This is a genomic window from Mesorhizobium sp. USDA 3734 (assembly GCF_056279665.1).
This window is the reverse complement of record NZ_JBWCCW010000001.1, coordinates 347,302-372,936: the sequence shown is the minus strand read 5'-3', so window position 1 is coordinate 372,936 and position 25,635 is coordinate 347,302. Positions and strand designations below refer to the sequence as shown.

The following is a 25,635-nucleotide window of genomic DNA, read 5'->3' as shown; positions in this document are numbered from 1 at the left end:
CGATGCCGATGATCTCCCTCTCACGCCACGAAAGACGCCGCCCCGCCGCAATCCTGCTCGCGGCCGCCGCTGTTGCCACCATGTCCCTTGCCGGCGGCACCGCACGCGGCGAGGAGACGGTCCGCCAGGTCTTGCCGGGAGCACCGGTCCCACCGGCGGCGCCGCAATTGGCGCGGGAAAAGGCACCCGACCAAAGCGAGATCGAGCGCTTCTGCTCCAACATCGCCGACGCCGCCCGCGACCGCCGTTATGCTTTGCAGGCGGAGGAACTGAAGCAGCTCCAGGCCGGCATTGACGAGCGCATGAAAGCTCTGGATGCAAAGAAAGCCGAGTATGAGACCTGGCTGAAGCGGCGCGAGGTTTTCCTGGCCCGGGCCGAAGACGGCGTCGTCCAGATCTACGCCGGCATGAAACCCGACGCCGCCGCCGAGCGGCTGGCCATCGTCAACGCCGATCTGGCGGCGGCCATATTGATGAAGCTCGATTCACGCAAGGCGAGCGTCATTCTCAACGAAATGGACCAGAAGGCGGCGGCGACGCTCACCGGCATCATGGCCAGCGCAGCCCGAAGGGTAGATCCGTCATGATCCGCGAAATGCTCGTCCTGTGCGCGGTTGCCGTGCTGTCCGGCTGCGGAACCAACCTCAAGGAGGTCGGCAGGGATCCGGCTCTTTCGCCGGTCGGCTCCGGCATCGACGACGGCAGCACCAGCTCGCTCTATCGCTATCCGGAGACGCCGCCGGCACCGCCCAGGAAATTCTCGTTGTGGGATGACCGCCAGAGCCGGCTGTTCACCGACCCGCGGGCGCTGTCCCAAGGCGACATCCTGACCGTCAAGATCAAGATCAACGATCGGGCCAACTTCAAGAACCAGAACGACAGGAGCCGCACCGCCAACCGCAAGCTCGGTTTCGATATCAGCGCGGAATGGGACAAGGTTGGCAGCACCGCCGGCAAGGGTGCTGGCGCTCTCAACTCCACCACGGACACGACGGCCGACGGCGAGATCAAGCGATCGGAAACACTGGAGCTCAATGTCGCCGCCATTGTCATCGATGTCCTGCCAAACGGCAATCTGATGATCAAGGGATCGCAGGAAGTGCGCGTCAACGCCGAGCTCAGGGTGCTGACCATTGCCGGCATCGTGCGGCCGGCCGACATCGGCGCCGAGAACACCATCCCCTACGAACGCATCGCCGAAGCGCGCATCTCCTATGGCGGGCGCGGTCGCATCACCGAGGTCCAGCAACCTGCCTACGGCCAGCAGATTCTCGACCAGGTTCTTCCGTTCTAGGGTGGGGGAGCACCGCACCGTGGCAAATGTCGAACAGGTTCAGCCGCGCAAGGGTCCCTCACTTGCCATCCAGGCCGCCATGCTGCTGGTTGTGACGGCGGCCGCCATCGGCATGGGCTGGATGTCCGGCGGCGTACCTGAAGGGTGTCGATGCCCCTGCGTCGGTACCGGTGGCGCCAGAGAACGAAGGCAAGGCCGAGCAGCCGGCCGCGGCCGAGCAGCCAGGCGTGGGGCCGACGCTCGTCGTGCTGGCGCCGATCACCACCAACATCGCATCGCCTGCCGATACCTGGATCAGGATGGAGGTGTCCGTCGTCTATGACGGGCCGCAGCCACAGGCAATGTCGGATGACATCCACCAGGACCTGCTGGCCCTGGTGCGCACGTTGAAGATGCATCAGATCGAGGGCGCCAGCGGCTATCAGCACCTGAAGGCCGATCTCGAGGAACGCGCCTCGATCCGCAGCCAGGGTCACGCCAAACAGATCCTCATCAGGACATTGCTGCTCGAATGAGAAAGTTCCTTCTCGCCATGGCGATGATCGCCGCCGCCACCTCCGTCGCGGCGGCGCAGCAGCTCGATCTCGGCGGCATCGGCAAGGCCGACGGCACCACCGTCGGCTACATCATCCAGATGTTCGGCCTGCTGACCGTGCTGTCGGTGGCGCCGGGCCTGCTGATCATGGTGACGAGCTTCACCCGCTTCGTCATCGCCTTCTCGATCCTGCGCGCCGGCATCGGCCTGCAGTCGACGCCGGCAAACCTCATCCTGATTTCACTGTCGCTGTTCATGACCTTCTATGTGATGGCGCCGACCTTCGACCAGGCCTGGAACACCGGCGTCAAGCCGCTGATGGACAATCAGATCACCCAGACCGAGGCCTTCGACAAGATTTCAGATCCGTTCCGCACCTTCATGCTGCGCAATGTGCGCGACAAGGACTTCGACCTGTTCGCCGACCTCGCCCGCGAGCGCGGGCAAACCGTTTCGCGCGACACCGTGGACCTGCGCATCCTGGTCCCCGCCTTCATGATCTCGGAGATCCGGCGCGGCTTCGAGATCGGCTTCCTGATCGTGCTGCCCTTCCTGGTCATCGACCTGATCGTCGCCACCATCACCATGGCGATGGGCATGATGATGCTGCCGCCGACGGTGGTGTCGCTGCCGTTCAAGATCCTGTTCTTCGTCCTGATCGACGGCTGGAATCTGCTTGTCGGCAGCCTGGTGCGCTCCTTCAACTGACCGCTGGCATTCGATCCCTGGCAACTGGTCGCTGCCCCGCCGCTCCGACACGAAATTTCACGCAATATATTTTCGATTAACCGTCCGGTTTAGCCCTTTGGTAGGGACTTGCCGCCATATTCGCTCGCAGATGGCGGGTGATCGATTTCAGAGATCATTGGCATGATGCCGCACCGTCATACCGGGAGACCCGGTATGTCAAAAGAACACCTGTAAAATCAAGGTACGAGTACCATGTCCAGCATCATGACGAACTCCGCCGCGTTGACGGCTCTGCAGAGCCTTAACGCCACCAGCAAATCCCTCACCGACACCCAGGCCCGCATCTCGACCGGTTACCGCGTCTCGCAGGCATCGGACAACGCCGCTTACTGGTCGATCGCCACCACGATGCGCTCCGACAACCAGGCAATGTCCACCGTTTCGGACGCGCTCGGCCTCGGCGCCTCGAAGGTCGACACCGCCTACACCGGCATGAACAGCGCGATCTCGACCGTCAACCAGATCAAGGCCAAGCTGCTTGCTTCCTATGGCCAGACGGATGCTTCGAAGGAAAAGACCCAGACCGAAATCACCGCACTTCAGGCGCAGATGAAGTCCTACGCCGACGGCGCCACCTTCTCCGGCACCAACATGCTGTCCGTAGACAGTGGCGCAACAGCCACGACGGCTTCCGATGTGAAGATCCTTTCGGCGTTCAATCGTGACGCGGCCGGCGCATCTTCGATCTCGACCATCGACGTCAAGGTGGAAAACATCAAGCTCTATGAAGCTGGTACCACCGCGACACTCAACAAGGGCATCCTGGACTCGCAGCGCACCGGCTCCACCGGTGTGGCCACCCTCACGGCCGTTGCCGTGACCCTGGGCGCCGCCGCAACGGCCACCGACACCTACTCCGCCTCCAGCCTGAAGATCTTCGACAGCGCAACGGGCAAAGCCGCAAGCGACGATCAGATCAAGCAGATGATGACCGTCATCGACTCGGCGCTCGCCGACATGACCAACGCTGCCACCACGCTCGGCGCCGCCAAGAGCAGTATCGACCTGCAGAAGACCTTCACCTCGGACCTGATGGACTCGATCGATCGCGGTGTCGGCCAGCTCGTCGATGCCGACATGAACAAGGAATCGACCCGTCTCCAGGCTCTGCAGGTCCAGCAGCAGCTCGGCGTTCAGGCGCTGTCGATCGCCAACGGTTCCTCGCAGTCGATCCTGTCGCTCTTCCGCGGCTAATCGCCTCCGCTCAACCACAGTTCGTACTAAAAAATCGGGCCGCGCCAAAAGCGCGGCCCGATTTGCGTTTGCTCCAGCCCCGCACAACCCTTGTTCCTTAACTGTCGTAAGCCAGCGTTTAACAGGCTGTTAACCATGTCGCGCTAGTTATGGTTAACCAATAGCTTACAACAGTTGGCGAATCGTCCCTACCGGCACGGTCCCATCGTTGAACAGGCCTATCCGGCATGTCTGAGCATGTCGGCCTTTGAGAAGGAGCGACTTTCTTGGCGAGCATCATGACGAACGCCTCGGCGTTAACCGCACTTCAAAGCCTCAGCGCCACCAACAAGTCGCTCGAGCAGACGCAGGCGCGTATATCGACGGGTTACCGGGTCGCCGAGGCCTCGGACAACGCCGCCTATTGGTCGATCGCCACCACGATGCGCTCGGACAATTCGGCCCTGTCGACGGTGCAGGATGCACTCGGCCTCGGCGCCTCGAAAGTCGATACCGCCTACACCGGCATGAACAATGTGCTGACGACGATCGGCCAGATCAAGACCAAGTTGCTGTCGACCGTCGGCCAGACGGACGCAGCCAAGGCAAAAACCCAGACCGAGATCAAGGCGCTTCAGGCACAGATGAAGTCCTTCGCCGATGCGGCCACTTTCTCCGGCTCGAACTTCCTTGCGGTGACCTCCAAGCAGGTCTTAGCCGCCAATGACGGCGTCCAGCCCGACTCCGAGATCGTGTCCTCCTTCAATCGCTCGTCATCCGGCGCTATCTCGATCGGAACGATCAACATCGACGTCGAGGGCACCAAGCTTTTCGACTACGGCCTGTCCACCGGCGTCAAGAATTACGGCACCCTCGATCGCCAGACCTCGATCTATTCCACGGGAGCCGCCCAGACCCTGTATGACAATGCCTATGCGGCCTCGCTCGCGCTCGGACAAACGGACATCGCCGCGAACGCCGCCGGCCAGTTGGCGGCGGGAGCAGTCACCAAGGTCGACAATATTTCCGCCTACAACCTCGACATCACGGCATCAGGCGTAACCGACGACATCATCACGCAGATGGTGACCAGAATCGACAAGGTCATGGCCCAGCTGACCGATTCCGCCACCATCCTCGGTTCGGCCAAGAGCAGCATCGACCTGCAGAAGACCTTCACCCAGAGCTTGATGGACTCCATCGACCGCGGCGTCGGCCAGCTCGTCGATGCCGACATGAACAAGGAATCGACCCGCCTGCAGGCGCTGCAGGTGCAGCAGCAGCTTGGCATCCAGTCGCTGTCGATCGCCAACAGCGCCTCGCAGTCGATCCTGTCGCTGTTCAAGAACTAATCGCGGGCGCCACCGGCGCCCTCCTTTCGCATCCCGCCCTCCCTTTCTCATTCCGATTGACGGGCCGCGCCGCAAGCGCGGCCCGATTTCATTTTCGCACAAGCTTCGACGACTAGAGTTCCGGCGGACAATCATGCTGGGAGTCGTTGAACCGTGCCGGAACAGATCCAGAGCATCATCTCGAATCTCCGCGGGTTTGGCGTGAAGCGCCTCGCCATGCTGGCGGGTATCGCCGTTCTGGTGATGGGCGTCATCGGCATCGCCTCGGTCTACCTCAACCGCCCTGCCTACGACACGCTCTATGTCGGGCTCGACCGCGCCGACGTGAACCAGATCGGCCTGGTGCTGGGGGAAGCCGGCATCGGCTTCGATGTCGGCGCCGACGGGACCTCGGTGCTGGTGCCGGCCGGTACCACCGCGCAGGCGCGCATGTTGCTTGCCGAAAAGGGCCTGCCGACCAGCGCCAATGCCGGCTACGAACTGTTCGACAATGTCGGCTCGCTCGGCCTCACCTCCTTCATGCAGCAGATCACCCGTGTGCGCGCGCTGGAAGGCGAGATCGCACGCACCATCCAGTCGATATCGGGCATCAAGGCGGCGCGCGTACACATCGTCATGTCCGAGCGTGCCAATTTCCGCCGCGACGAGCAGCAGCCCTCCGCCTCTGTGGTCATCCGCTACGCCGGCATCGACGCCGAGAAGAGCGCCATGTCGATCCGCCATCTCGTCGCCGCCGCCGTCCCCGGCCTGTCGGCTGACAAGGTGACGGTGCTCGATTCCAGCGGCAATCTGCTGGCCGCAGGCGATGATCCTTCCAACACCAGCGCCGCCCGCACGCTCGGCGTCGAGCAGACCGTCGAGGCGCAGATCGGCGACAACATCCGCCGCGCGCTGACGGCCTATCTCGGCCCCGACAATTTCCGCGCCAGCGTCAAGGCCGAGGTCAACACAGACACCCGCCAGACCGAGGAAACCATCTTCGATCCGAACTCCCGCGTCGAGCGCTCGGTGCAGTCGGTTCGCGCCAACGAGAACAACAACCAGAAGCAAGCCTCGACCCCGGCCAGCGTCGAGCAGAACCTGCCCGAGACCCAGGCAACCGCCACAGATGGACCGCAATCCTCTTCGCAGAACGACCGCAGGGAAGAGATCACCAATTACGAGATCAATTCGAAGAAGATCGCCACCGTCTCCAACGGCTACAGCGTCACCAAGATGTCGATTGCCGTCGTCGTCAACCAGCAGCGGCTGATGACCATCCTCGGCAAGGACGCCACGCCGGAGCAGCTTGCCAAGCGCGTCGCCGACATCCAGAAAATGGTGACCTCGGCCACCGGCCTGGACGAAAAGCGCGGCGACGTCATCGACGTCTCGGCGGTCGAGTTCATCGACGGGCTGGATGGCGAGGCGATCCCGCAGGCTGGAATGCTCGATTCCATCGGCCAGCATGCCGGCACCTTGATCAACGCCGGCGCCTTCATCGTCGTGGTGTTCCTGGTCGCCTTCTTCGGCCTGAGGCCGATGGCGTCGGCGCTGACGGCAAAGGCGACGCCGGCCCTGTCAGGCCCCAGCTTCGATGACGTCCAGCGCTCGCTGCCGACGCCGGAAGCAACTGCCGCCGCCGACAATGCCGCGGTTGCCGCCTTGCCCAGCTCGCGCCCAGGTCCGACGCCGCTCGACGATCTTCGCCAGAAGATCAGGCCGGCCCCGCAGGATCGACTTGCCCGGATGGTCGACCTCAACGAGGAGCGCACCGCGCAGATCCTGCGCAAATGGGCTGCCCAGGAAGTCGCGGTGTAAGCCATGCCCTCCGCAGCCCTTTTCGACCTCCTGCCTGATTTCGGCACCCGCACGCACCGCGCCGGCCAGCCTCGCGTCGCGGCCGATGCCGAACACAAGCCCGAGGCGCCGGCGTCGCAAGCCGATATCGGCACGCTGATCGCGGAAGCGGTTGTTCAGGCCGAGGCGGCGCTCGAGGCACGCCTGTCGATCGCGCATGAAGCCGCGCTCGAGGCCGAGCGCCAGGCCAATGCAGAGGAAGCAAGGGTATTTCTCGAAAGCCTCGGCGACGATGTCGGCAAGGCGGTCTCGTCGCGCATCGATGCCATGGAGGCGCGCGTGACCGGGCTTGTCGCGACCACGGTCGCCCGCATCATCGGCGGCATCGTCAGCGACGATCTGCAGAAACGCTCTATCGAGGCGCTCGCCAGCGCGATACGCGAAGCGGTCGGCGATGCCGAAGCGGTGCGCATCGCCGTGCGCGGGCCGCTCTCGCTGTTCGAGACACTGAAGGCATCGCTCGGCTCTCGCGCCGCGAATCTCGACTTCGTCGAGGCACCAAGCTTCGACCTCACCGTCGCCATCGACGAAGCGGTGTTCGAGACACGCATGGCCGAATGGTCGACGACCCTTTCAGAGGTTCTGGCATGAGCGTCGCCGAGGCCGGACACACACCCCACGAAATCATCATCGTGCGGCGTGGTCATGATGACCATGACGAGGCCCACCATGGCGGCGTCTGGAAGATCGCCTTCGCCGATTTCATGACGGCCATGATGTGTTTCTTCCTGGTCATGTGGCTGATCAACGCCGCCAACGAACAGACCAAGGCAGCCGTCGCCAGCTACTTCAACCCGGTCAAGCTGGTCGACCGCAATTCGAGCCGCAAGGGCCTGGAGGATCTCGGCGACGGTCCGCGCGCGATTGGGACGACGGCCGACAATCCGAAGAAGGCGACCAGCAAGGCCGGCCAGGACGGCGATGGCTCGGCGGACCGCAAACAGGACAAGCAAGAACTCCCGCAGGCGGAACACTCCGACGAGCATCTGTTCGCCGATCCCTACGCGGTGCTTTCGGAAATCGCCACCGATACCGGCGTCATGCAGAATGTCAGTCAGAAGGGTGACGGCGGCGCGCAGGCCGCCGGCCCGGCGACGGGCGCCTCCGGCGGTGCCTCCTATCGCGATCCCTTCGAGCCGGATTTCTGGTCGCAGCAGATGGCTGCACCCGCCGCCGAGGCCAGTGCCGAGCGCACCAGGATCGACGGCGATCCGGTCAAGCCCGGCGACAAGGCCGCCGAAACGCAAGTGCCCAAAGTCAAAGCCGTACCGCCTGTCGCGGCCGCGCCGCTCGAGCCGCTGGCCAAGGACGCGACCGGCAAGCAAGCCACGAACCCCGCCACGGCAATGGCCAAGGCCGGCGACACGAAGCCAAGCGAGATCAAACCGGGCGAGATCAAACCGGGCGAGACCAAGCCGGACGACACCAAGGCCGCGGACGCAGCCAAGGTCGAGGCCGATGCGCAAAAGGCTGCCAAGTCCGACACCGGCGGGAAGGCGCCGACCGCGGCTGCCGTCAAGGCCGCGGCCGACGTCAAGCAGCAGTTGGCCGATGCCTTCAAGCCCGGCGACAAGCTGCACGACGGCGTCTCCGTCGAAGCCACCGACAAGGGCGTCGTCATCTCGATCACCGATCAGCTCGACTTCGGCATGTTCGAGGTTGGCTCGGCGCTGCCGAGCCGTGAACTGGTGCTGGCGATGGAGAAGATCGGCCGCATCGTCAACAGCCAGAAGGGCACCATCAGCATCAACGGCCACACCGACGCCCGGCCGTTCCGCAGCGACAGCTACGACAATTGGCGCCTATCGACGGCGCGCGCGCATTCCGCCTACTACATGCTCGTGCGCGGTGGCGTCGACGAACGCCGCATCACCGAGGTCGCCGGCTTCGCCGATCGCCAGCCGAAGGATCCCACGGATCCATTGTCGGCCGTGAACCGCCGCATCGAAATCCTGATGGCAACCGGCGGATGAGGCGAGCGGCCGTCACCAGCCGGTTGCTTGGCCTGTTGCTGCTGGCCGGCGGACACCCGTCGACCGGCTTCGCCCAGGAGGCGCTGCAGCCATATCAGCTGGTGCGCTCGCTGCAGCTCATCCAGGACCGCATTGCCACCGGCGACCATGCCGCCCTGCCGATGCAGGCCAAACTGCTGGAGATGGCAGATGCGCGCCTGCGCACGGCGGATGCCGAGGATTACAAGGATCCCAAGAACTTTCGCGCCCTGCTCGTCTACGGCATGAGCGGCGGCAACCCGGTGACCGTCGAAGCCGCCACGTCGCGCGCCACGACGGACCCGCAAAGCCTTGCCATAGCCAAAGGCGTGATCGACTACCTTACCGGCCGGCCCGGCGAGGCGATCGAAGCCTTGAAGCCTATCGACCCCATGGCGCTGCCTCCCGATCTCGGCGCTTTCCTTGCCCTGGTCAAAGGCTCGTTGCTTGCCGGCGACCAACCGGCGGCCGCACTCGGTCTGCTCGACCAGGCAAGATTGCTCAGCCCTGGCACGCTGGTCGAGGAAGCCGCACTTCGCCGTTCGGTCGGCATTGCTGTCGCGCAAGGCGACGCGGCACGTTTCGCGCTTGCCTCCACCCAATATGTCGAGCACTACCTCTATTCGCCCTATGCCAGCCAGTTCGCCGACTCCTTCGTCTCCGGCGTCATCGCGCTGCATATGTCGATCAGCCAGGATAAGCTGGGCGACATCACCTCGATGATGGATCCCGAGCGCGAGAAGGTGATCTATCTGCGCATCGCCCGCCGCGCCGCGATCGACGGCCTGAACGAGCTGTCGGCCTTCGCCTCGGCACGGGCGGAGCAGGGCCGCAACGGCAACACCAACCAGGACGATCCACGCGCCCTGCTCTATGCCAGCCTTTCCACCGTTACCTCGGGCACCATCGAGGACGTCCGCGCCAAGCTTGGCAAGATCGACCGCAGCAGGCTCTCGGAAGGCGACCGCGCCTTGCTCGACGCCGCGCAGGCCATTGCCGGCGAGGTCGTCGCCCCGCCCGCCGCCCTTCCCGAGGAAAAGCCCGCACCTGTCGCGGCCAAGCAACCACTGGTGCCCGACATCGCCACGGCGCAAGGCGCCGATGACAGCGGGCTGCCACCGGTCGAAGGCGCGATCTCGGAGCAACCTGCCGTCAGCGCGGCCTCCGGCGGACCAGCCACCAATGCGCCGGACTCGTCGGCGGTTACGGCCGCGTCCGCCGATGCGGCGGCTGCCATGCCGGCGGCGGCGCCATCGCCCGCTGCCGAGCCCCCCGATCCGACCGATGCCGCCATGAACAGAACACGTCGACAGCTCGACCTGATCGACCAGATGCTTGGAGCCGCCCCAAAATGACCACCAGCCTCGGCTCGGCCTTGCCAGGATTTGCCTCGACGCGCGCGACGTCGGAGCAGCCGGCTGCGAATGGCAGGAACGATGACGCCGGCTTCGGCAAGATGCTGCGCGGCGACGCAGTCCCTACCCGCCCGGAACGGCAGCCGCCTACCGAGGCGGGCTCGCACGACCAGCGCTGGGGCAAGCTCGCTGCCGGCCTTGCCGGCAAGGCTGAACCGGCATCGGCTGCTCCCGGAAAGACCGCCTCGGCCAAAGTGCCGACCGTGAAAACCGGCAAGGACGATCTGGAAGCAAAGGCACACAAGGACGACGACGACAAAGAGACGGCGCCGGATGGCGATGCCCTGCCGCTTCAGGACGACCTGTCGATGCTGATCGCGTTTCATGACCTGCGCCATTTCTCGACGTCGGCCAAAGCGGCCGGGCGCGACACGGCACCCGGCGAGAGCCCGCCGAACCCGGCGATCGATGGACAAGCTCCCCTGCCAAAAAACTACCGGTCAAAATCCACTGCCGGACGCGAAGCCGTCGAAACCATGTCGAAGCCGGAAAAGGCTTCGATCGTCGACGGGCCTTTAACGGAGCTTGACGGCAAGTTCGCAACCTCTCCCGGCGCTGCCTCCAGCGCGCCGAAACGCGACAACACAGTGGCGGCCCTGAAGCTGCCGGACGCGCCGGATGCCGACGTGCCCGGCGTGCAGTCGAAGCACGCCACGTCGGCGATGAAGAGTATCGAGGATGTCCAGTCCTCGATGCGGCCCGAAGCGGGAAAACAATCCCTGTCCGCCGCACGCATCGACGTGGTGTCCGAACAGAGCTTCCCCGCACCGCCGCAGAGTCCCATCAGTCAGGCAGCCCTCAATGTGATCAACGCCATAGCCGCCGATAGCGGCCCGCAAAAGGCACTTTCAGCCTCATCCGCGGCCGCGCAGCTGGCCAGCCCTGTTGCCGTTCCGACACATGTGTTGAAGATAGAACTTCACCCCGCCGAACTCGGCATGGTGACGGCCCATCTTCGCCTCTCCGGAGAACAACTTTCGATTGAGCTGAAGCCCGAAACACACGACGCCTATCGCCGGCTGTCCGCTGACAGCGAGGCCATCGTCAAGTCGTTGCGGGGGCTCGGCTTCGAGGTTGACAAGGTTACGATCCTACAACCCTCGGTAGCAGTCCCTGCCACAACCCGAACCGATCCAACCACGCCTTTGCCGGCGGCGTCAGGCCGCGATCCATCGTCCTTCCAGCCTGGGAATTCGGGCGGCGGCAATGGTGGAGCCGGCGGCCAGCAGCCGGGTCAGCAATCCTCAGGGAACCGCAAAGATGACGCGCAGGACTACGGCCGCGGCACTTCGCCTTCTCGCGAGCGCGCTGGCGGCGATATCTTTATCTAGCGGGGCAAGCGCTGCCGCGGCCGCGCCCAACCCTTGCGAACCGGAAATTCTGCGTGCCGCCGATCGCTATGGCGTGCCCGCCGGCATCCTCTATGCCGTCGGCTTGACGGAGACCGGCAACAAGGGCAGCCTTCAACCCAACGCATTGAATATAGAAGGAAAAGCAGTCTTTCCGAAGAGCCGGACCGAGGCCCTTGCCGCCTTCGCCAATGCCCGGCGCGAGGGCAAGACGCTAATCGATCTAGGCTGCATGCAGATCAACCACCACTACCACGCATCGCATTTTCGCAGCGTCGAGGACATGCTCGACCCACGCCAGAACGTCGACTACGCGGCGCGCTTCCTGGCCAGCCTCCATGCCCGCCACGAGACCTGGTCGATGGCCGTCGCCCGCTATCATGCCGGCCCCGACAACGATCCGGCGCAGAAGATCTATGTCTGCCGCGTCATTGCCAACATGGTCGCCACCGGCTTTGGAAAATGGACCGCAAACGCGCGCGGTTTCTGCAACCCATAAGCGTATTTTCCGCTTCTAATAAGCCAAGCGCGCAACCGTGATCTGTCCTTCTGACTTGGCCAGATCTTGCCGCCGAAAGCACATCTGGTTGCACGCTAATGCAACCGATGCGATTCCAGACTCCCAAAAAACTAGCTACAAGAAATGACGGTTGTTCAGGATTCTCGCCAGCGGATACGCCTCTCTTCACGGGGCAAATGATTTGATTCGGAAGGCGGGGCCGATGATTGTAATCGTTGATGAGCGCGAGCTCGTAACAGAGGGATACAATTCACTTTTCGATCGTGAGGGCATCGCCTGTGCGGGCTTTGCGTCCGGCGAGTTCGGTGAGTGGGTGAACTCGGCCGCCGACACCGATCTGCGCTCGGTCCGGGCCTTCCTCATCGGCGACTGCCGCGAAGGCTCCATCTCTCCCCGCCAGATCCGAGACCGCACCGGCGCCCCGGTCATTGCACTCAGCGAACAGCATTCCCTGGAGAACACGCTGCGGTTGTTCGAGAGCGGCGTCGACGACGTCATTCGCAAGCCCGTCCACATCCGCGAAATCCTGGCCCGCATCACCGCCATCCGCCGCCGGGCCCAGGAAGACGTCGCCTACACCGAGATCGGCGCCATGCGCATCTTCATGGACGGCCGCGACCCCGAGATCGACGGTCAGCCCTTGCCCCTGCCGCGCCGCGAGCGCCGCATCCTCGAATATCTGGCGAGCAATCGCGGGCGTCGCGTCACCAAGACCCAGGTTTTCAACGCCATCTACGGCATCTTCGACGAAGAGGTCGAGGAGAACGTGGTGGAAAGCCACATCAGCAAACTGCGCAAGAAGCTGCGCGAAAAGCTGGGCACCGACCCGATCGATTCCAAGCGTTTCCTTGGCTACCGGCTCGTCTTCTGATGCAGCGCCGCGCCAGCCTCGCGCAAGAAAACACGCGTAGCCTCGCAGCCAGTGGCATGGACACAGCGGAGACGTTTCGATGAGCCTCTATGGAATGATGCGGACCGGCGTTTCCGGCATGAACGCGCAGGCAAACCGCCTGTCGACGGTCGCCGACAACATCGCCAATTCCGACACCACCGGTTACAAGCGGTCCTCCGCCGAATTTTCGACGCTGGTCATGCCGTCTACGGGCGGTGCCTACAATTCCGGCGGCGTCACCACGACGATCCGTCAGGCGGTCAGCGATCCGGGCGTCCTTCAGTACACGACCTCGGTCTCCGACCTTGCCGTCAGCGGCGATGGCTTCTTTGTCGTTCAGGATCCGAGCGGTACGCCCTACCTGACCCGTGCCGGCGCCTTCGTTCCCGATGGGCAGGGCAGGCTGGTCAACTCGGCCGGCTTCCAGCTGATGGCCTACAGCTACGACAATGGCGTGCCGGCAGCGACGGTCAACGGCTTCGAGGGATTGGTTCCGGTTGTCATCTCCGACCAGGGAATGACCGCAACGCCGAGCACCGAGGGTAGCTATGCCGGCAACCTGCCGGCAGGCGCGACACCGGTCGCGACCGCCAACCTGCCCGCCGCCAACGCTGCGAGCGCGCAATACACGTCGAAATCCTCGATGGTCGCCTATGACAACCTCGGCAACAAGAAGCTGCTCGACGTCTATTTCACCAACACCGGCGTCGGCACCTGGCAGGTGGCGGTCTTCGATCAGTCGAAGGCCACGCCCGGAACATCGTTCCCCTACACCGCCGGCGGCTTGCTGGGCTCGGCCAACCTGACTTTCGACACCACCACCGGCAAGCTCACCGGCACGCCCACCGGCGTTTCATTTACCGTGCCGAACGGCGCCAGCCTCAATCTCGACCTGTCGGCGCTGACCCAGCTCGGTACCGGCTTCACCGTTTCCGACGCCCAGGTCAACGGCAACGCGCCGAGCACCATCGACAAGGTCCAGATCAGCAAGGACGGCACCATCTACGCCCAGTACAAGGACGGTTCCACCAAGCCGCTCTACAAGATTCCACTGGCCGACGTGCAGAGCCCGGACCAGCTCGCCGCGCTGCCCGGCAACGTCTATTCACAGGGCACCGAATCCGGCGCGGTCCGCGTCGGCTTCGCCAATGAAGGCAAGCTCGGCTCCATCATCTCCGGCGCGCTCGAGAATTCCAACGTCGATATCGCCGAAGAACTGACCAACATGATCGCGGCGCAGCGCAGCTACACCGCCAATTCGAAAGTCTTCCAGACCGGTTCCGATCTGATGGACGTCCTTGTCAACCTGAAGCGATAAGACGGGCGCCGCCCGCGAAAGACCCGCATGTCACTGTCTACCGCATTGAGTATCGCCCAGTCGGCGCTTATGAACACCGCGCGACAGACCAGCGTCGTCTCGCGCAACGTCGCCGACGCCTCCAACCCGGACTATTCACGCCGTCAGGCCGTCGTCACCAGCACGGCGCCGGGCGCGCGTTCGGTTGATATTCAGCGCGCCACCAACGACCTTCTGTTCCGCCAGAACCTCGGTGCGCTGTCGGCCTGGAGCGGCCAGAACGCGCTCTACAGCGGCATGGATCAGCTGGGTGTTGCGGTCAATGGCGTCGACAATGCGTCCTCGCCCTCGACCGCGATTGCCGACCTGCAGAAGGCGCTGCAGCTCTACGCCACCTCGCCGTCCAACCAGAACCTCGGCGCCAGCGTCATCGACGCGGCCAAGCAGGTCGTGCGCTCGCTGAACGAGGGCTCCAAGGCCGTCCAGGATTTCCGCACCCAGACCGATGGCCAGATCGCCACGGCCGTCGACGACCTGAACTCGCTGCTCAGCCAGTTCCAGGATGCCAACACGGCGGTCATGTCCGGAACCCGTTCCGGCACCGACGTTTCCGACGCGCTCGACCAGCGTGACGCGCTTTTGAAGAAGATCTCGAACTATGTCCCGGTATCGACCTTCACGCGTGGCGACAATGACATGGTCATCACCACCGGCGACGGCACGACATTGTTCGAAACGATACCGCGCACGGTCACCTTCGCGGCATCCGCCGGCTACACTGCGGGCGCCGCCGGCAATGCCGTCTATATCGACAATGTGCCGATCTCGGCGGGAGCCGGCGGCAACACCAGCGCCAGCGGCACGCTTGCCGGCCTGCTGCAATTGCGCGACGGCGTCGCCTCGACCATGCAGAGCCAGCTCGACGAGACCGCGCGTGGCCTGATCACCGCCTTTGCCGAGACCGCACCTTCGATGCCCAATGCCGCCGGCCTGTTCACTTGGTCGGGGGCGCCGGCCATCCCGGCCGCAGGCACGTTGGTCAACGGCCTTGCCGCGTCCATCAGCGTCAATGCGGCGATGGACCCGAGCAGCGGCGGCAATCCGACGCTGCTGCGCGACGGCGGCGCCAATGGTGCCGCCTATGTCGCCAACACCGGTGGCGGCGCGTCCTATTCCACCCTTCTGGTTGCCTATGGCGACCGGCTCGACCAGCCAATGACTTTCGACCCCGCCGCCGGGGTTTCGGCAACGTCCAGCGTTTCCGACTACGCGGCCAATTCAATCGGCTGGTTCGAGGGCGTGCGCCAGCAGGCTTCGACTGCCTCCGACGCCAAGGAAGCACTGGCGTCGCGCAGCGCCGAGGCGCTTTCCAACGCGACCGGCGTCAATGTCGACCAGGAAATGTCGCTGCTGCTCGACCTCGAACACACCTATCAGGCATCGGCCCGGATGATGAAAACCGTCGACGACATGCTGACGGCCTTGCTCAACGCGGTGGGATAATCCATGACTTCAGTCTCATCAGCCGCTTTGTCGAATGCCATGCGCTCCCAGCAGATGCGCATGCAGGCCGATCTCGTCAAAGCCACGAAAGAATCCTCCACGGGCAGGGTCGCCGATGTCGGGCTGGCTCTCGGCGGGCGCACCACCCAGGCCGTCACCTTCCAGCGCGATCTCGACCGGCTCAATGTCATCATCGATTCCAACGGCCTGGTCGGCGCCCGGCTCTCCTCGACGCAGACCTCGCTTGGTCAGCTCTCCAGCGCCGCGCAGACCTTGCTGTCCAGCCTGACCACCGCCTCATCAAGCGATTCTTCCAACAGTCTCACCAGAGACTCCGGCAAGGCAACCATCCAGCAGCTGACATCGATCCTCAACACCAGCGTCAACGGCGAATATCTGTTCGCCGGCACCAACACCGACGTCAAGCCGATCAACGACTTCATGGCTGCCGGCTCTCCGGCCAAGGCGGCATTCGACGCCGCCTTCGTCGCCAATTTCGGCTTCACCCAGGACGACCCGGCCGCGGCCAACATCACGGCTGCCCAGATGGACGATTTCATCACCAATGATGTCGCGCCGCAGTTCACGGGCGCGGGCTGGCAAGGCAACTGGTCCAACGCCACCGACCAGCAGATCGTCAGCCGCATCGCCCTCAACGAAACCACACCGACCTCGACCAGCGCCAACAGCGACGGCATCCAGAAGCTCGCAATGGCCGCAGCCATGGTCTCCAGCCTGATGTCCAGCAACATCAGCCAGGCCGCGAAGAATACGGTCGTCAGCCGCTCGACGGCAATCGTCGGCGAAGCGCTGAGCGGCATTGCCCAGGTTCAGTCCGAGACCGGCATCGTCCAGAAGCGGGTTTCCGATGCAAACGACCGCATGAAAACGCAGGTCGATCTTTTCGAACGGCACATTCTCGATCTGGAAGCCGTCGATCCGGCCGAAGCCGCGACCCGTGTCGCCGACCTGACCCAGCACATCGAAACGTCTTTCGCGCTGACCGCACGCCTGCAGCAGCTAAGCCTGTTGAATTACCTGACCTGACAACGCTTAACGGAACGGTAGAGCCCCAACGATGTACCAATTCTCCTACGCCGACATCCAGAGCACCTCCGTTGCCGACGCGAAGGACCGCGAGCGGGAACTCCTGACCCGCTCGATCGACATGCTGGCAGCGGCGGCGGCGGCCGGCCACGGTTCGATGGAGGCGATCGAGGCGCTGCATTTCACCAACCGCGTCTGGACCGCCTTCGTCGAGGATCTCGGCTCCAGCGACAATGCCCTGCCCAAGGAGCTGCGCGCCAACCTCATTTCCATCGGCCTGTGGCTGTTGCGCGAAGCGGAGGACATTCGCCAGGGCCGCACGAACAATTTCGAAGGGCTGATCGAGGTGTCCCAGATCATCAGGGACGGCATTCAATGACCAACACGCTGAAGATATCTCTGAAGCCGAACGAGAAGATCTACATCAACGGTGCCGTCATCCGGGTCGACCGCAAGGTCACCGTGGAATTGATGAACGACGTCCAGTTCCTGCTCGAAAACCATGTGATCCAGGCCGATGACGCCTCGACACCGCTCAAGCAGCTGTATTTCATCCTGCAGGTCATGCTGATGAACCCGGCCGGCGCGGCCGGGGCGCGCGACATGTTCCGCCGTTCGCTGCCACTGCTGCTGGCAAGCTTCGAGGACACCCTGATCTGCGCCGCGCTGAAACAGATCGACCGCATGGTCGGCGAGGATCATATCTACGAGGCGCTGAAGGCAATCCGCGCGCTCTATCCGCTCGAACGCCGCGCGTTGGGTGGCAATGACGACGTTCCGGGTGCCGAGCGCCCGCTGGCTGTGGGAGCACGATACTGATGAATGTGGACATGACGACGACGATACCGACCGGCGCCAACCTGGCCACCGCGTCGACTTCGAAGACAGCGGTCGACTACCAGTCCTTCCTGAAGCTTCTGATCGCCGAGATGAAGAACCAGGATCCGACCAAGCCGATGGATTCGACGCAGTATGTCGCCCAGCTCGCCACCTTCTCGCAGGTCGAGCAATCGGTGCAGACCAACACCAAGCTCGACCAGATCATGCAATCCTCGGCACTGTCGCAGGCCGACGCGCTGATCGGGCGCTCGATAACCTCCGCCGACGGCAAGACGACGGGCACGGTGGCCTCGGTGCGCCTCGCCAGCAGCGGTCTCATCGCCGTGCTGCAGAACGGCACCGAAGTCGCGGTCGGCCCGGGAGTCTCGGTCAAGGCGGCGAGCTGACGCTTTCGACAGAGAGCCAGTCCCATGAACGAGGCCGACGCTCTCGATATCGTCCAGTACGCGGTATGGACGGTGCTCACCGCGTCCGCGCCGGTGGTGCTGGTCGCCATGGTGGTCGGCATCGGCATCGCCCTCATCCAGGCGCTGACTCAGGTCCAGGAGATCACCTTGACCTTCGTGCCAAAGATCGTCGCCATCATGCTGGTGGTGGCGCTGACCGGTCCCTTCATCGGCAGCCAGATATCGGCCTTCACCAACGTCATCTTCGAGCGCATCCAGAACGGGTTCTGAGCCAGGTCCAGGGTGTGCCGCGACATACCGTCCGCAATTGCGCGAAGACAGACGCCCGCCGATCCCTACGCCTCCGGGCATGCCGGGAGACAGAGCGTGGACCGCCTCTATCCCATTGTTGGACCATGAGCTTTTTCGAAAGATATTCGCCCTTTGCAGCGCCGTGCCCTACTTTCGGCAAATGATCTTGAGCAAACGGATCATCTGACGAATCGGCACGACATGGCAGGAACCCCCGATGATTGACGAAAAGCCGGACAGCGAGAGCGTCTCGGCGCTGGCGCCCTTCCGGCACGGCATTTTCCGCGCCGTATGGGGTGCAAGTCTCGTCTCGAATTTCGGTGGCCTGATCCAGGGCGTCGGCGCCGCCTGGATGATGACCACGATCGCCACCTCGCCCTATCAGGTGGCCCTGGTCCAGGCTTCGACCACCTTGCCGATCATGCTGTTTGCGCTCGTCGCGGGCGCCATCGCCGACAGTTTCGACCGGCGCAAGGTGATGCTGGTCGCCCAGACCTTCATGCTGGCCGTGTCGGTGCTTCTGACCCTGTTCACCTATTCCGGCCTGATCACGCCGTGGACGCTGCTTGCCTTCACCTTCCTGATTGACAGCGGCACGGCGCTCAACAACCCGTCGTGGCAGGCCTCCGTCGGCGACATCGTTCCTCGCAACAAGGTGCCGGCCGCCGTCGCGCTCAATTCCCTGGGCTTCAATCTGACGCGTAGCGTCGGCCCGGCGATCGGCGGCATCATCGTCGCCGCGGCCGGTGCGGCGGCCGCCTTCGCGGCGAACGCGGTGAGCTATATCGGCCTGATCGTCGTGCTGGCGCGCTGGAAGCCGGACGTGCCGGTATCGACCTTGCCGCGCGAGTCGCTGGGTGCCGCCATGGGCGCAGGCCTGCGTTATGTCGCCATGTCGCCCAACATCGGCAAGGTGCTGGTCAGAGGCGCCGCTTTCGGTTTCAGCGCAGGTGCTGTGCTGGCACTGCTGCCGCTGGTGGCGCGTGACGTCGTCAAGGGCGACGCGCTGACCTACGGCATCATGCTCGGCGCCTTCGGCATCGGCGCGGTCGGTGGCGCGCTGATCAGCGTCAGGCTGCGGCAGTTGCTGTCCAGCGAGACGATGGTGCGCTGTGCTTTCGCTGGCTTCGCCGTCTGCGCCTTCAATGCCGCCGTCAGCCAGCATGCCTGGCAGACGTCGCTCGGCCTGCTTGTCGGCGGCGCTTGCTGGGTGATCGCGCTTTCGCATTTCAACGTCACGGTGCAGATGGCGACACCGCGCTGGGTGGTCGGCCGGGTGCTGTCGGTCTACCAGACGGCGACCTTCGGCGGCATCGCGCTCGGCAGCTGGATCTGGGGCGTCGTCGCCGATGCGCATGGCGCCGAAACAGCCCTGATCGCCGCCAGCATCGCCATGCTGGCCGGCGGCGCTATCGGTCTTTTGCTCCCGCTACCGCAACAGCAGGTGCTCAACCTCGACCCGCTCAATCGCTTCAAGGAACCGCACCTGGCGCTTGACCTGAAGCCGCGCAGTGGTCCCATCGCCATCATGATCGAGTATGTGATCCGGCACGAGGACGAACCGGAATTCCTCGCCATCATGGCCGAACGCGGCCGCATCCGCCGCCGTGACGGCGCCCGCAACTGGACGCTGGCGCGCGATCTTGAGAATCCCACCATATGGATCGAGCACTACCACACGCCGACCTGGATCGAATATGTGCGCCACAATGGACGCATCACCCATGCCGACGCCGTCATCGGCGAACGTGTGCGGGCACTGCACAGCGGCGACGAGCCGCCCCGCGTGCGGCGCATGATCGAACGCCCGACAACCGCCGGCACGGCGCTTGTGATGGCCAAAGGACCTATTGAGCACTGAGTCCGGGACCCCTTGCCCGCTAACCCTCGCCCGACAGGTCCCGGCGCGCCTTGTCGAGTTCCTCGGCGTAGCGCCGCATCAAATGGCCTTCGGTCAAAAGCCCCAGCACGATATGGTCGGTGAAATCCTCGACCACCGCAAGTTCTTCGGCGCCGGCGCGCTGGAACGTCTCGGCGGCGGCCTGTACGTTCATGCTCGGCACCAGCACCGCGTCCTTGTACTTGGCAAGATCGCGCACCGGCACCTCCCCATCGGAGGGATCGCTGTGCAGTTCGGCCACGATCAGCACGCCGACATAGTGATCGCCCGCATCGACAGCGATGACGCGCTGGGCTGAACCGAGCGGCACCTCCTTGCGGAAGGCCGCCAGCGTCGTCGAGGCATAGATGGTCTTGATGTCCTTGCGCATCATCGAGCCGACGGTGAGGCTACGCATCCAGCCGACATCGTGGGCGCTGCGAATGGTCTCGCCGCGCAGATGAAAGCGCCATGTCGAGAACGAGTAGCCGAAGGTTTCGCGCACCAGGATCGCCGACATGATCGAGGCGGCAAGGACAACACCGGTCAGCGTCAGGTCGCGGGTCGATTCCAGCGCCAGGAAGGTCATCGTCAGCGGACCGCCGACGACACCGACGGCGAGCGACGTCATGCCGACGACGGCGGCAACCGCAGGGTCGATGCCGGTTGCCGGCGAGACGACAACCATCACATCCGCGAACGCCTTGCCGAGCAGAGCGCCGAGGAAGAGCGAGGCAAAGAACAGTCCGCCGCGAAAGCCCGACCCCAGCGAGACCGCCGATGCCGCCAGCTTGAGCACGAAGACGCTGGCCACCACGGCCAGCCCGTAATTCATCGAGAATTCGCGATGCAGCGCACCATGGCCGCTGGACAGGACCTGCGGTGTGATCAGCCCCAACAAGCCAACGATAACGCCGCCGATGACGGGGCGCAGCGACGCATCGATCGACAGCCTAGCAAAACCGCGTTCGATCAGCGTCACCAGGTGCATGATGGCGATCGAGGCGGCACCGCCGAGCAGGCCAAGCAGCAGGAACGGCACGTACTGGCTGGCGGTGAGCGCCGGCAGGCCCGAAAGCTCGAGCGGAAACGGCACGCCGCCGAACATTTCGGCGGTCAGAGAGGCGCAGATCGCGGCGGTCATGACAGGCGCGACATTGGCGACCGAGTAGATGCCGATGACCAGTTCGAAGCCGTAGAAGGCGCCGGTCAGCGGTGCATCGAAGGCGGCGGCGATGGCGCCTGCCGCACCACAGCCAACCAGGATGCGGACATCGTTGCGGCGCAGCCTGAAGATGCCCGCCAGCCGCGATGCCAGGCCGGAGCCAACCTGCGTGTAGCCGGCTTCCAGCCCGACCGAGGCGCCAAAACCGCTGGAGATCATCGTCTGACCGGCGATGATGAAGGTGTCGGTCAGCGACATGCGCCCGCCATAGAGTGCATTGGCTTCGATCGGGTCGATCGGCGTGCGGAATTTCCGTATTCTGAGCCAGATCACCGTCAGCCCAAGCAGGATGCCGCCGATCGCCGGTACCAGCGCCTGCATCGGATTGGCGAGCGAGAACATGCCGGAAAGCCGGCCGCCGGGCTGGACACCGAACAACAGCCCGTGCAGATCCTGCACGATCTGGCTCATCGCCGTGACCAATATGCCCGCCATGACGCCGACGATTCCGGCCAGAATGACCACCGCGATGCCGCGCGCCTCGAGCAGCGGCACCGATCGGATCAGCACCGCGCGCAGCCGGCGGGCATAAACTTGCGGTTGGTTTCTGGAAAGCACCGGGGCGGCTCGCCGATATCGGAAAAGGCAGTGGAAAGCCCGCCTGATACGCCCGGCGACACGGCATGGCAACCACAATGGCGACAGACAAGGCGCCCTTGTGGCATGGACCAGCAGCTTGCGGCCGTTACTGCCTTGGCTGGAACGCAACGGCGCTCGCCGGCGACCGGCGAGCAGCCGGCCGGCGGATCGATCAGGTCGGCATGGGCTCGCCGGCTTCATAGAGCACGAGGTTGCGCTCACCGATGCCAAGTGCCGGCCAGCTCGCACGCCAATCCGCAATGTGCGGCGAGGCGAAATGCGCATCAAGCGCTGCCCTGTCGCTCCAGACTTCCGTGACCCGGATGAGCCCGGCATCGAACACATCCTGCGCATAGGAATATTGGAGGCAACCGGGCTCGGCGCGGCTGCCGGAAACCATGCGTTCCATGGCGGGCTTGGCTTCCTCCAATTTGTTTGGCGGCAAGCGGATGGTGCCGATGATCAGAAGCATGGGTTTTCCCTTCTTTGCGAAGCCGGCCCGCACGGCTACCCGCACATGATCGTTCGAACTAGCCAGTCTCCCACCCTCGCGCAAGCTTGGCCGGCTACCCTCACAGGGCTGTCGCGCGCTCGGCAGTCTATGGTTTTGGGGACGACATGGCGATCAGCGAAAGCATCCAGCCCGGCGCGGTGGCCAAGAATGGCCGCGACGTCTTCTTTGCCATCGGCATCGTCATCATCCTGGCCGTGCTGTTCCTGCCGATCCCGGCCTTTCTCATCGACATCGGCCTTGCCTTCTCGATCGCGCTTTCGGTGCTGATCCTGATGGTGGCGCTGTGGATCCAGCGGCCGCTCGATTTCTCGTCTTTCCCGACCGTGCTGCTGATCGCCACCATGCTCAGGTTGTCGCTCAACATCGCCACCACGCGCATGATCCTGTCGCATGGCAATGAGGGCACGCATGCCGCCGGCTATGTCATCGCCGGCTTCTCCAAGCTGGTGATGGCCAGCGACTTCGTCATCGGCCTCATCGTCTTCATGATCCTGATCGTGGTGAACTTCATCGTCATCACCAAGGGCGCCACGCGTATCGCCGAAGTCGGCGCCCGCTTCACCCTCGACGCCATTCCCGGCAAGCAGATGTCGATCGACGCCGATCTCTCCGCTGGCATGATCGACGACAAGACCGCACAGCTTCGGCGTCGCGAACTGGAGGAAGAGTCCTCCTTCTTCGGCTCGATGGACGGCGCCTCGAAGTTCGTCCGCGGCGACGCCATCGCCGGCCTCATCATCACCGCCATCAACATCGTCGGCGGCATCGCCATCGGCTACATCAGGCACGGCATGGGCATGGGCGAAGCAGCCGACGTGTTCATCAAGCTGTCGGTCGGCGACGGCCTCGTCACCCAGATTCCGGCGCTGATCGTTTCGCTCGCCGCCGGCCTGCTCGTCTCCAAGGGCGGCACCCGCGGCTCGACCAACCAGGCGGTGTTCGGCCAGCTCGGCGCCCATCCGCGCGCCCTCTACGTGGCGGCATCGCTGCTGGTGCTGCTCGGCCTGATGCCCGGCCTACCGCTGTTCCCGTTCTTTGCGCTCGCCGCCGGCATGGCCGGCCTCGGCTACATCATCCCGATGCGCGCCAACCGCGTCCTCGCCGAAGCCGAGGCGATCAAGGATCAGGAAAAGGCGACCAAGGTCGAGGAGGAGAAGAATTCGGTCAAGGCCTCGCTCGCCACCGCCGAGATCGAGCTTCTGATCGGCAAGCAGCTGTCGACAAGGCTGCTGACGTCGCATCAGGAACTGGTTTTCCGCATGGGCAAGATGCGCAAGAAATTCGCCACCCAGTATGGCTTCGTCGTACCAGAAGTGCGTGTCGCCGACGATTTCGCCATCCCGCCGAAGAGCTACCAGATCAAGGTGCACGGCACCGTGGTGGCCGAGTACCAGATGCGCGTCGGCGAGATCATGGTGCTGCTCGGCAATCGCGACATACCCGAAATACCGGGCGAGGAAATCCGCGAGCCGGCCTTCGGCATGCGCGCCTATTCCGTGGTCGAAGCCTTCGCCGAGGATCTGAAGCGCGAGAACTACACCTTCGCCGACAACATGTCGGTGCTGCTCACCCATCTCTCCGAGGTCATCCGCAACAACCTGCCGCAGCTTCTGTCCTACAAGGACATGAAGGCGCTTCTCGAACGGCAGGACCAGGAGTATCGCAAGCTCGCCGACGAGATCTGCACCACGCACATCTCCTATCCTGGCCTGCAGGCGGTGCTGAAGCTGCTGCTCGCCGAGCGCGTCTCGATCCGCAATCTGCATCTGATCATCGAAGCGATCGCCGAGATCGCGCCGCATGTGCGCCGCACCGAGCAGATCGTCGAGCATGTCCGCATCCGCATGGCTCAGCAAATCTGCGGCGACCTCTCCGAAGGCGGTGTGCTGAAGGTGCTGCGCCTCGGCAACCGCTGGGACCTTGCCTTCCACCAGAGCCTCAAGCGTGACGCCAAGGGCGAGGTGCGCGAATTCGACATCGACCCGCGCCAGCTGGAAGAATTCGGCCAGGACGCGACCAAGGCGATCAAGAAATATCTGGAAGCCGGCGAGCGTTTCGTCCTCGTCACCGCGCCCGACGCCCGCCCCTATGTGCGCATGATCATCGAGCGGCTGTTCACCACGCTGCCGGTTCTCAGCCACGTCGAGATCGCCAAGGGCGTCGAGATCAGGGTGCTCGGAACCATATCGTGAGCGTGCTTTCGCAAGGCGTCGTCATCGCGGCGTTCCTCGCCTTCTGCCGCATCGGCGCCTGCTTCATGCTGATGCCGGGCCTGTCCAGCGCCCGCGTCCCGGTCCAGGTCAGGCTGTTCGTCGCGGTCGCCGCCACCGGCGGCCTGCTCGCCTTCCTGTGGGACAAGATCTTTCCCTTCGTCGACCCGCGCCCGCAGATCCTGGTGCCGATGATCATCTCGGAACTTCTGGTCGGCGGCCTGATCGGCGCCATGACCAGGCTCTACATGGAAGCCTTGCGCTTCATGGGCTCGGCCATCGCCATGCTGGTCGGCTATGGCGGCTCGGGCGGACCGGCGATCGAGGAGCCGGAGCCGCAGGCGGCCCTTGCCGCCATCATCTCGTTTTCGGCACTTTTGATGCTGTTCGTCTTCGATTTCGACCATGAGATCATACGCGCGCTGGTGTCTTCCTACACGGTCGCGCCGGTCAACATCTTCTTCAACCCGCAGGCCGCTCTCGTCGATGTGACCGACACGGTCTCGGACACGTTCTTCCTGGTCATCCGCCTCGGCAGTCCGTTCGTCGCCTATGCCATTCTCGTCAACCTGACGATCGGCTTCGTCAACAAGCTGACCCCGCAGATCCCGATCTATTTTATCTCCCAGCCCTTCATCATCGCCGGCGGCATGATCATCTTCTATTTCGCCATCGGCACCATGCTGTCGCTGTTCGTCGACGGCTTTGTCGACCTGACATTGGCGAGATGACC

General features: G+C 64.0%; 24 protein-coding genes and 1 pseudogene. 23 read left to right on the top strand and 2 right to left on the bottom strand.

The window, feature by feature from the left end:
• Positions 1-2: 2 nt before the first annotated feature.
• The 21 genes and pseudogenes from ACZ89F_RS01855 (at position 3) to ACZ89F_RS01755 (ending at position 20,356) form a co-directional block, all read left to right on the top strand.
• Positions 3-587, top strand: a complete 585-nt coding sequence (locus ACZ89F_RS01855; RefSeq protein WP_476090148.1) for a MotE family protein — start codon at positions 3-5, stop codon at positions 585-587.
• Complete coding sequence (gene flgH, locus ACZ89F_RS01850; protein WP_476090147.1) at positions 584-1,294, top strand: flagellar basal body L-ring protein FlgH; 711 nt, start codon at positions 584-586, stop codon at positions 1,292-1,294. The genes ACZ89F_RS01855 and flgH overlap by 4 nt, the downstream gene beginning before the upstream one ends.
• A gap of 19 nt (positions 1,295-1,313) precedes the next feature.
• Positions 1,314-1,809 (top strand): annotated as a pseudogene (locus ACZ89F_RS01845) (flagellar basal body-associated FliL family protein).
• The gene (fliP, locus tag ACZ89F_RS01840) at positions 1,806-2,537 is read left to right on the top strand and encodes a flagellar type III secretion system pore protein FliP (protein ID WP_476090146.1); all 732 of its coding nucleotides are present in this window, start codon (positions 1,806-1,808) and stop codon (positions 2,535-2,537) included. The pseudogene ACZ89F_RS01845 and the gene fliP overlap by 4 nt, the downstream one beginning before the upstream one ends.
• A 234-nt stretch (positions 2,538-2,771) precedes the next feature.
• Positions 2,772-3,773 (top strand): flagellin N-terminal helical domain-containing protein, encoded by a 1,002-nt coding sequence (locus ACZ89F_RS01835; protein WP_476090145.1) that lies wholly within the window; start codon positions 2,772-2,774, stop codon positions 3,771-3,773.
• Positions 3,774-4,039: 266 nt separating this feature from the next.
• On the top strand, positions 4,040-5,104 hold the full coding sequence (locus ACZ89F_RS01830) for a flagellin N-terminal helical domain-containing protein (protein ID WP_476090144.1): 1,065 nt from the start codon (positions 4,040-4,042) through the stop codon (positions 5,102-5,104).
• Between the two features lie 153 nt (positions 5,105-5,257).
• Positions 5,258-6,904 (top strand): flagellar basal-body MS-ring/collar protein FliF, encoded by a 1,647-nt coding sequence (fliF, locus tag ACZ89F_RS01825; protein WP_476090143.1) that lies wholly within the window; start codon positions 5,258-5,260, stop codon positions 6,902-6,904.
• 3 nt (positions 6,905-6,907) lie between these two features.
• On the top strand, positions 6,908-7,534 hold the full coding sequence (locus tag ACZ89F_RS01820; RefSeq protein ID WP_476090142.1) for a hypothetical protein: 627 nt from the start codon (positions 6,908-6,910) through the stop codon (positions 7,532-7,534).
• The gene (locus ACZ89F_RS01815) at positions 7,531-8,916 is read left to right on the top strand and encodes a MotB family protein (protein ID WP_476090141.1); all 1,386 of its coding nucleotides are present in this window, start codon (positions 7,531-7,533) and stop codon (positions 8,914-8,916) included. The genes ACZ89F_RS01820 and ACZ89F_RS01815 overlap by 4 nt, the downstream gene beginning before the upstream one ends.
• A complete protein-coding gene (locus ACZ89F_RS01810; RefSeq protein ID WP_476090140.1) occupies positions 8,913-10,289 on the top strand; it encodes a chemotaxis protein MotC in 1,377 nt (458 codons plus the stop codon). The genes ACZ89F_RS01815 and ACZ89F_RS01810 overlap by 4 nt, the downstream gene beginning before the upstream one ends.
• Positions 10,286-11,680 carry a flagellar hook-length control protein FliK gene (gene fliK / locus ACZ89F_RS01805; RefSeq protein WP_476090139.1) on the top strand — a complete coding sequence of 465 codons (1,395 nt, stop codon included), beginning with the start codon at positions 10,286-10,288 and terminating at the stop codon, positions 11,678-11,680. Before ACZ89F_RS01810 ends, fliK begins: the two co-directional genes overlap by 4 nt.
• Entirely contained in the window at positions 11,610-12,197 is a 588-nt protein-coding gene (locus ACZ89F_RS01800) for a transglycosylase SLT domain-containing protein (protein ID WP_476090138.1), read from the top strand. The genes fliK and ACZ89F_RS01800 overlap by 71 nt, the downstream gene beginning before the upstream one ends.
• A 223-nt stretch (positions 12,198-12,420) precedes the next feature.
• Positions 12,421-13,089, top strand: a complete 669-nt coding sequence (locus ACZ89F_RS01795; protein WP_013529780.1) for a response regulator transcription factor — start codon at positions 12,421-12,423, stop codon at positions 13,087-13,089.
• Between the two features lie 79 nt (positions 13,090-13,168).
• Positions 13,169-14,428 (top strand): flagellar hook protein FlgE, encoded by a 1,260-nt coding sequence (locus tag ACZ89F_RS01790; protein WP_476090137.1) that lies wholly within the window; start codon positions 13,169-13,171, stop codon positions 14,426-14,428.
• A 27-nt stretch (positions 14,429-14,455) separates the two neighbouring features.
• Entirely contained in the window at positions 14,456-15,910 is a 1,455-nt protein-coding gene (gene flgK, locus ACZ89F_RS01785) for a flagellar hook-associated protein FlgK (protein ID WP_476090136.1), read from the top strand.
• A gap of 3 nt (positions 15,911-15,913) precedes the next feature.
• Positions 15,914-16,957, top strand: a complete 1,044-nt coding sequence (locus ACZ89F_RS01780) for a flagellar hook-associated family protein (protein WP_476090135.1) — start codon at positions 15,914-15,916, stop codon at positions 16,955-16,957.
• Positions 16,958-16,988: 31 nt separating this feature from the next.
• Entirely contained in the window at positions 16,989-17,336 is a 348-nt protein-coding gene (flaF, locus tag ACZ89F_RS01775; protein WP_109659362.1) for a flagellar biosynthesis regulator FlaF, read from the top strand.
• The gene (gene flbT / locus ACZ89F_RS01770; RefSeq protein ID WP_476090134.1) at positions 17,333-17,776 is read left to right on the top strand and encodes a flagellar biosynthesis repressor FlbT; all 444 of its coding nucleotides are present in this window, start codon (positions 17,333-17,335) and stop codon (positions 17,774-17,776) included. The genes flaF and flbT overlap by 4 nt, the downstream gene beginning before the upstream one ends.
• Positions 17,776-18,183 carry a flagellar hook assembly protein FlgD gene (gene flgD / locus ACZ89F_RS01765; protein ID WP_476090133.1) on the top strand — a complete coding sequence of 136 codons (408 nt, stop codon included), beginning with the start codon at positions 17,776-17,778 and terminating at the stop codon, positions 18,181-18,183. Before flbT ends, flgD begins: the two co-directional genes overlap by 1 nt.
• A gap of 24 nt (positions 18,184-18,207) precedes the next feature.
• The gene (gene fliQ / locus ACZ89F_RS01760) at positions 18,208-18,474 is read left to right on the top strand and encodes a flagellar biosynthesis protein FliQ (RefSeq protein ID WP_023761707.1); all 267 of its coding nucleotides are present in this window, start codon (positions 18,208-18,210) and stop codon (positions 18,472-18,474) included.
• 238 nt (positions 18,475-18,712) lie between these two features.
• Positions 18,713-20,356 carry an MFS transporter gene (locus ACZ89F_RS01755; protein WP_476090132.1) on the top strand — a complete coding sequence of 548 codons (1,644 nt, stop codon included), beginning with the start codon at positions 18,713-18,715 and terminating at the stop codon, positions 20,354-20,356.
• Between the two features lie 19 nt (positions 20,357-20,375).
• Here ACZ89F_RS01755 and ACZ89F_RS01750 read toward each other — a convergent pair whose 3' ends face one another.
• Together ACZ89F_RS01750 and ACZ89F_RS01745 are read right to left on the bottom strand one after the other, a co-directional pair.
• Positions 20,376-22,157 carry a chloride channel protein gene (locus tag ACZ89F_RS01750; protein ID WP_476090131.1) on the bottom strand — a complete coding sequence of 594 codons (1,782 nt, stop codon included), beginning with the start codon at positions 22,155-22,157 and terminating at the stop codon, positions 20,376-20,378.
• A gap of 193 nt (positions 22,158-22,350) precedes the next feature.
• Positions 22,351-22,650, bottom strand: coding sequence for a putative quinol monooxygenase (locus ACZ89F_RS01745; RefSeq protein WP_476090130.1), 300 nt, complete (start codon positions 22,648-22,650; stop codon positions 22,351-22,353).
• A 146-nt stretch (positions 22,651-22,796) separates the two neighbouring features.
• On the opposite strand from ACZ89F_RS01745, the gene flhA reads away from it, so the two are divergent.
• Positions 22,797-24,884, top strand: coding sequence for a flagellar biosynthesis protein FlhA (gene flhA / locus ACZ89F_RS01740; RefSeq protein WP_378982832.1), 2,088 nt, complete (start codon positions 22,797-22,799; stop codon positions 24,882-24,884).
• Positions 24,881-25,633: a flagellar biosynthetic protein FliR gene (gene fliR / locus ACZ89F_RS01735; RefSeq protein ID WP_476090129.1), complete on the top strand. Its 753-nt coding sequence runs from the start codon at positions 24,881-24,883 to the stop codon at positions 25,631-25,633. The genes flhA and fliR overlap by 4 nt, the downstream gene beginning before the upstream one ends.
• Positions 25,634-25,635 lie beyond the last annotated feature (2 nt).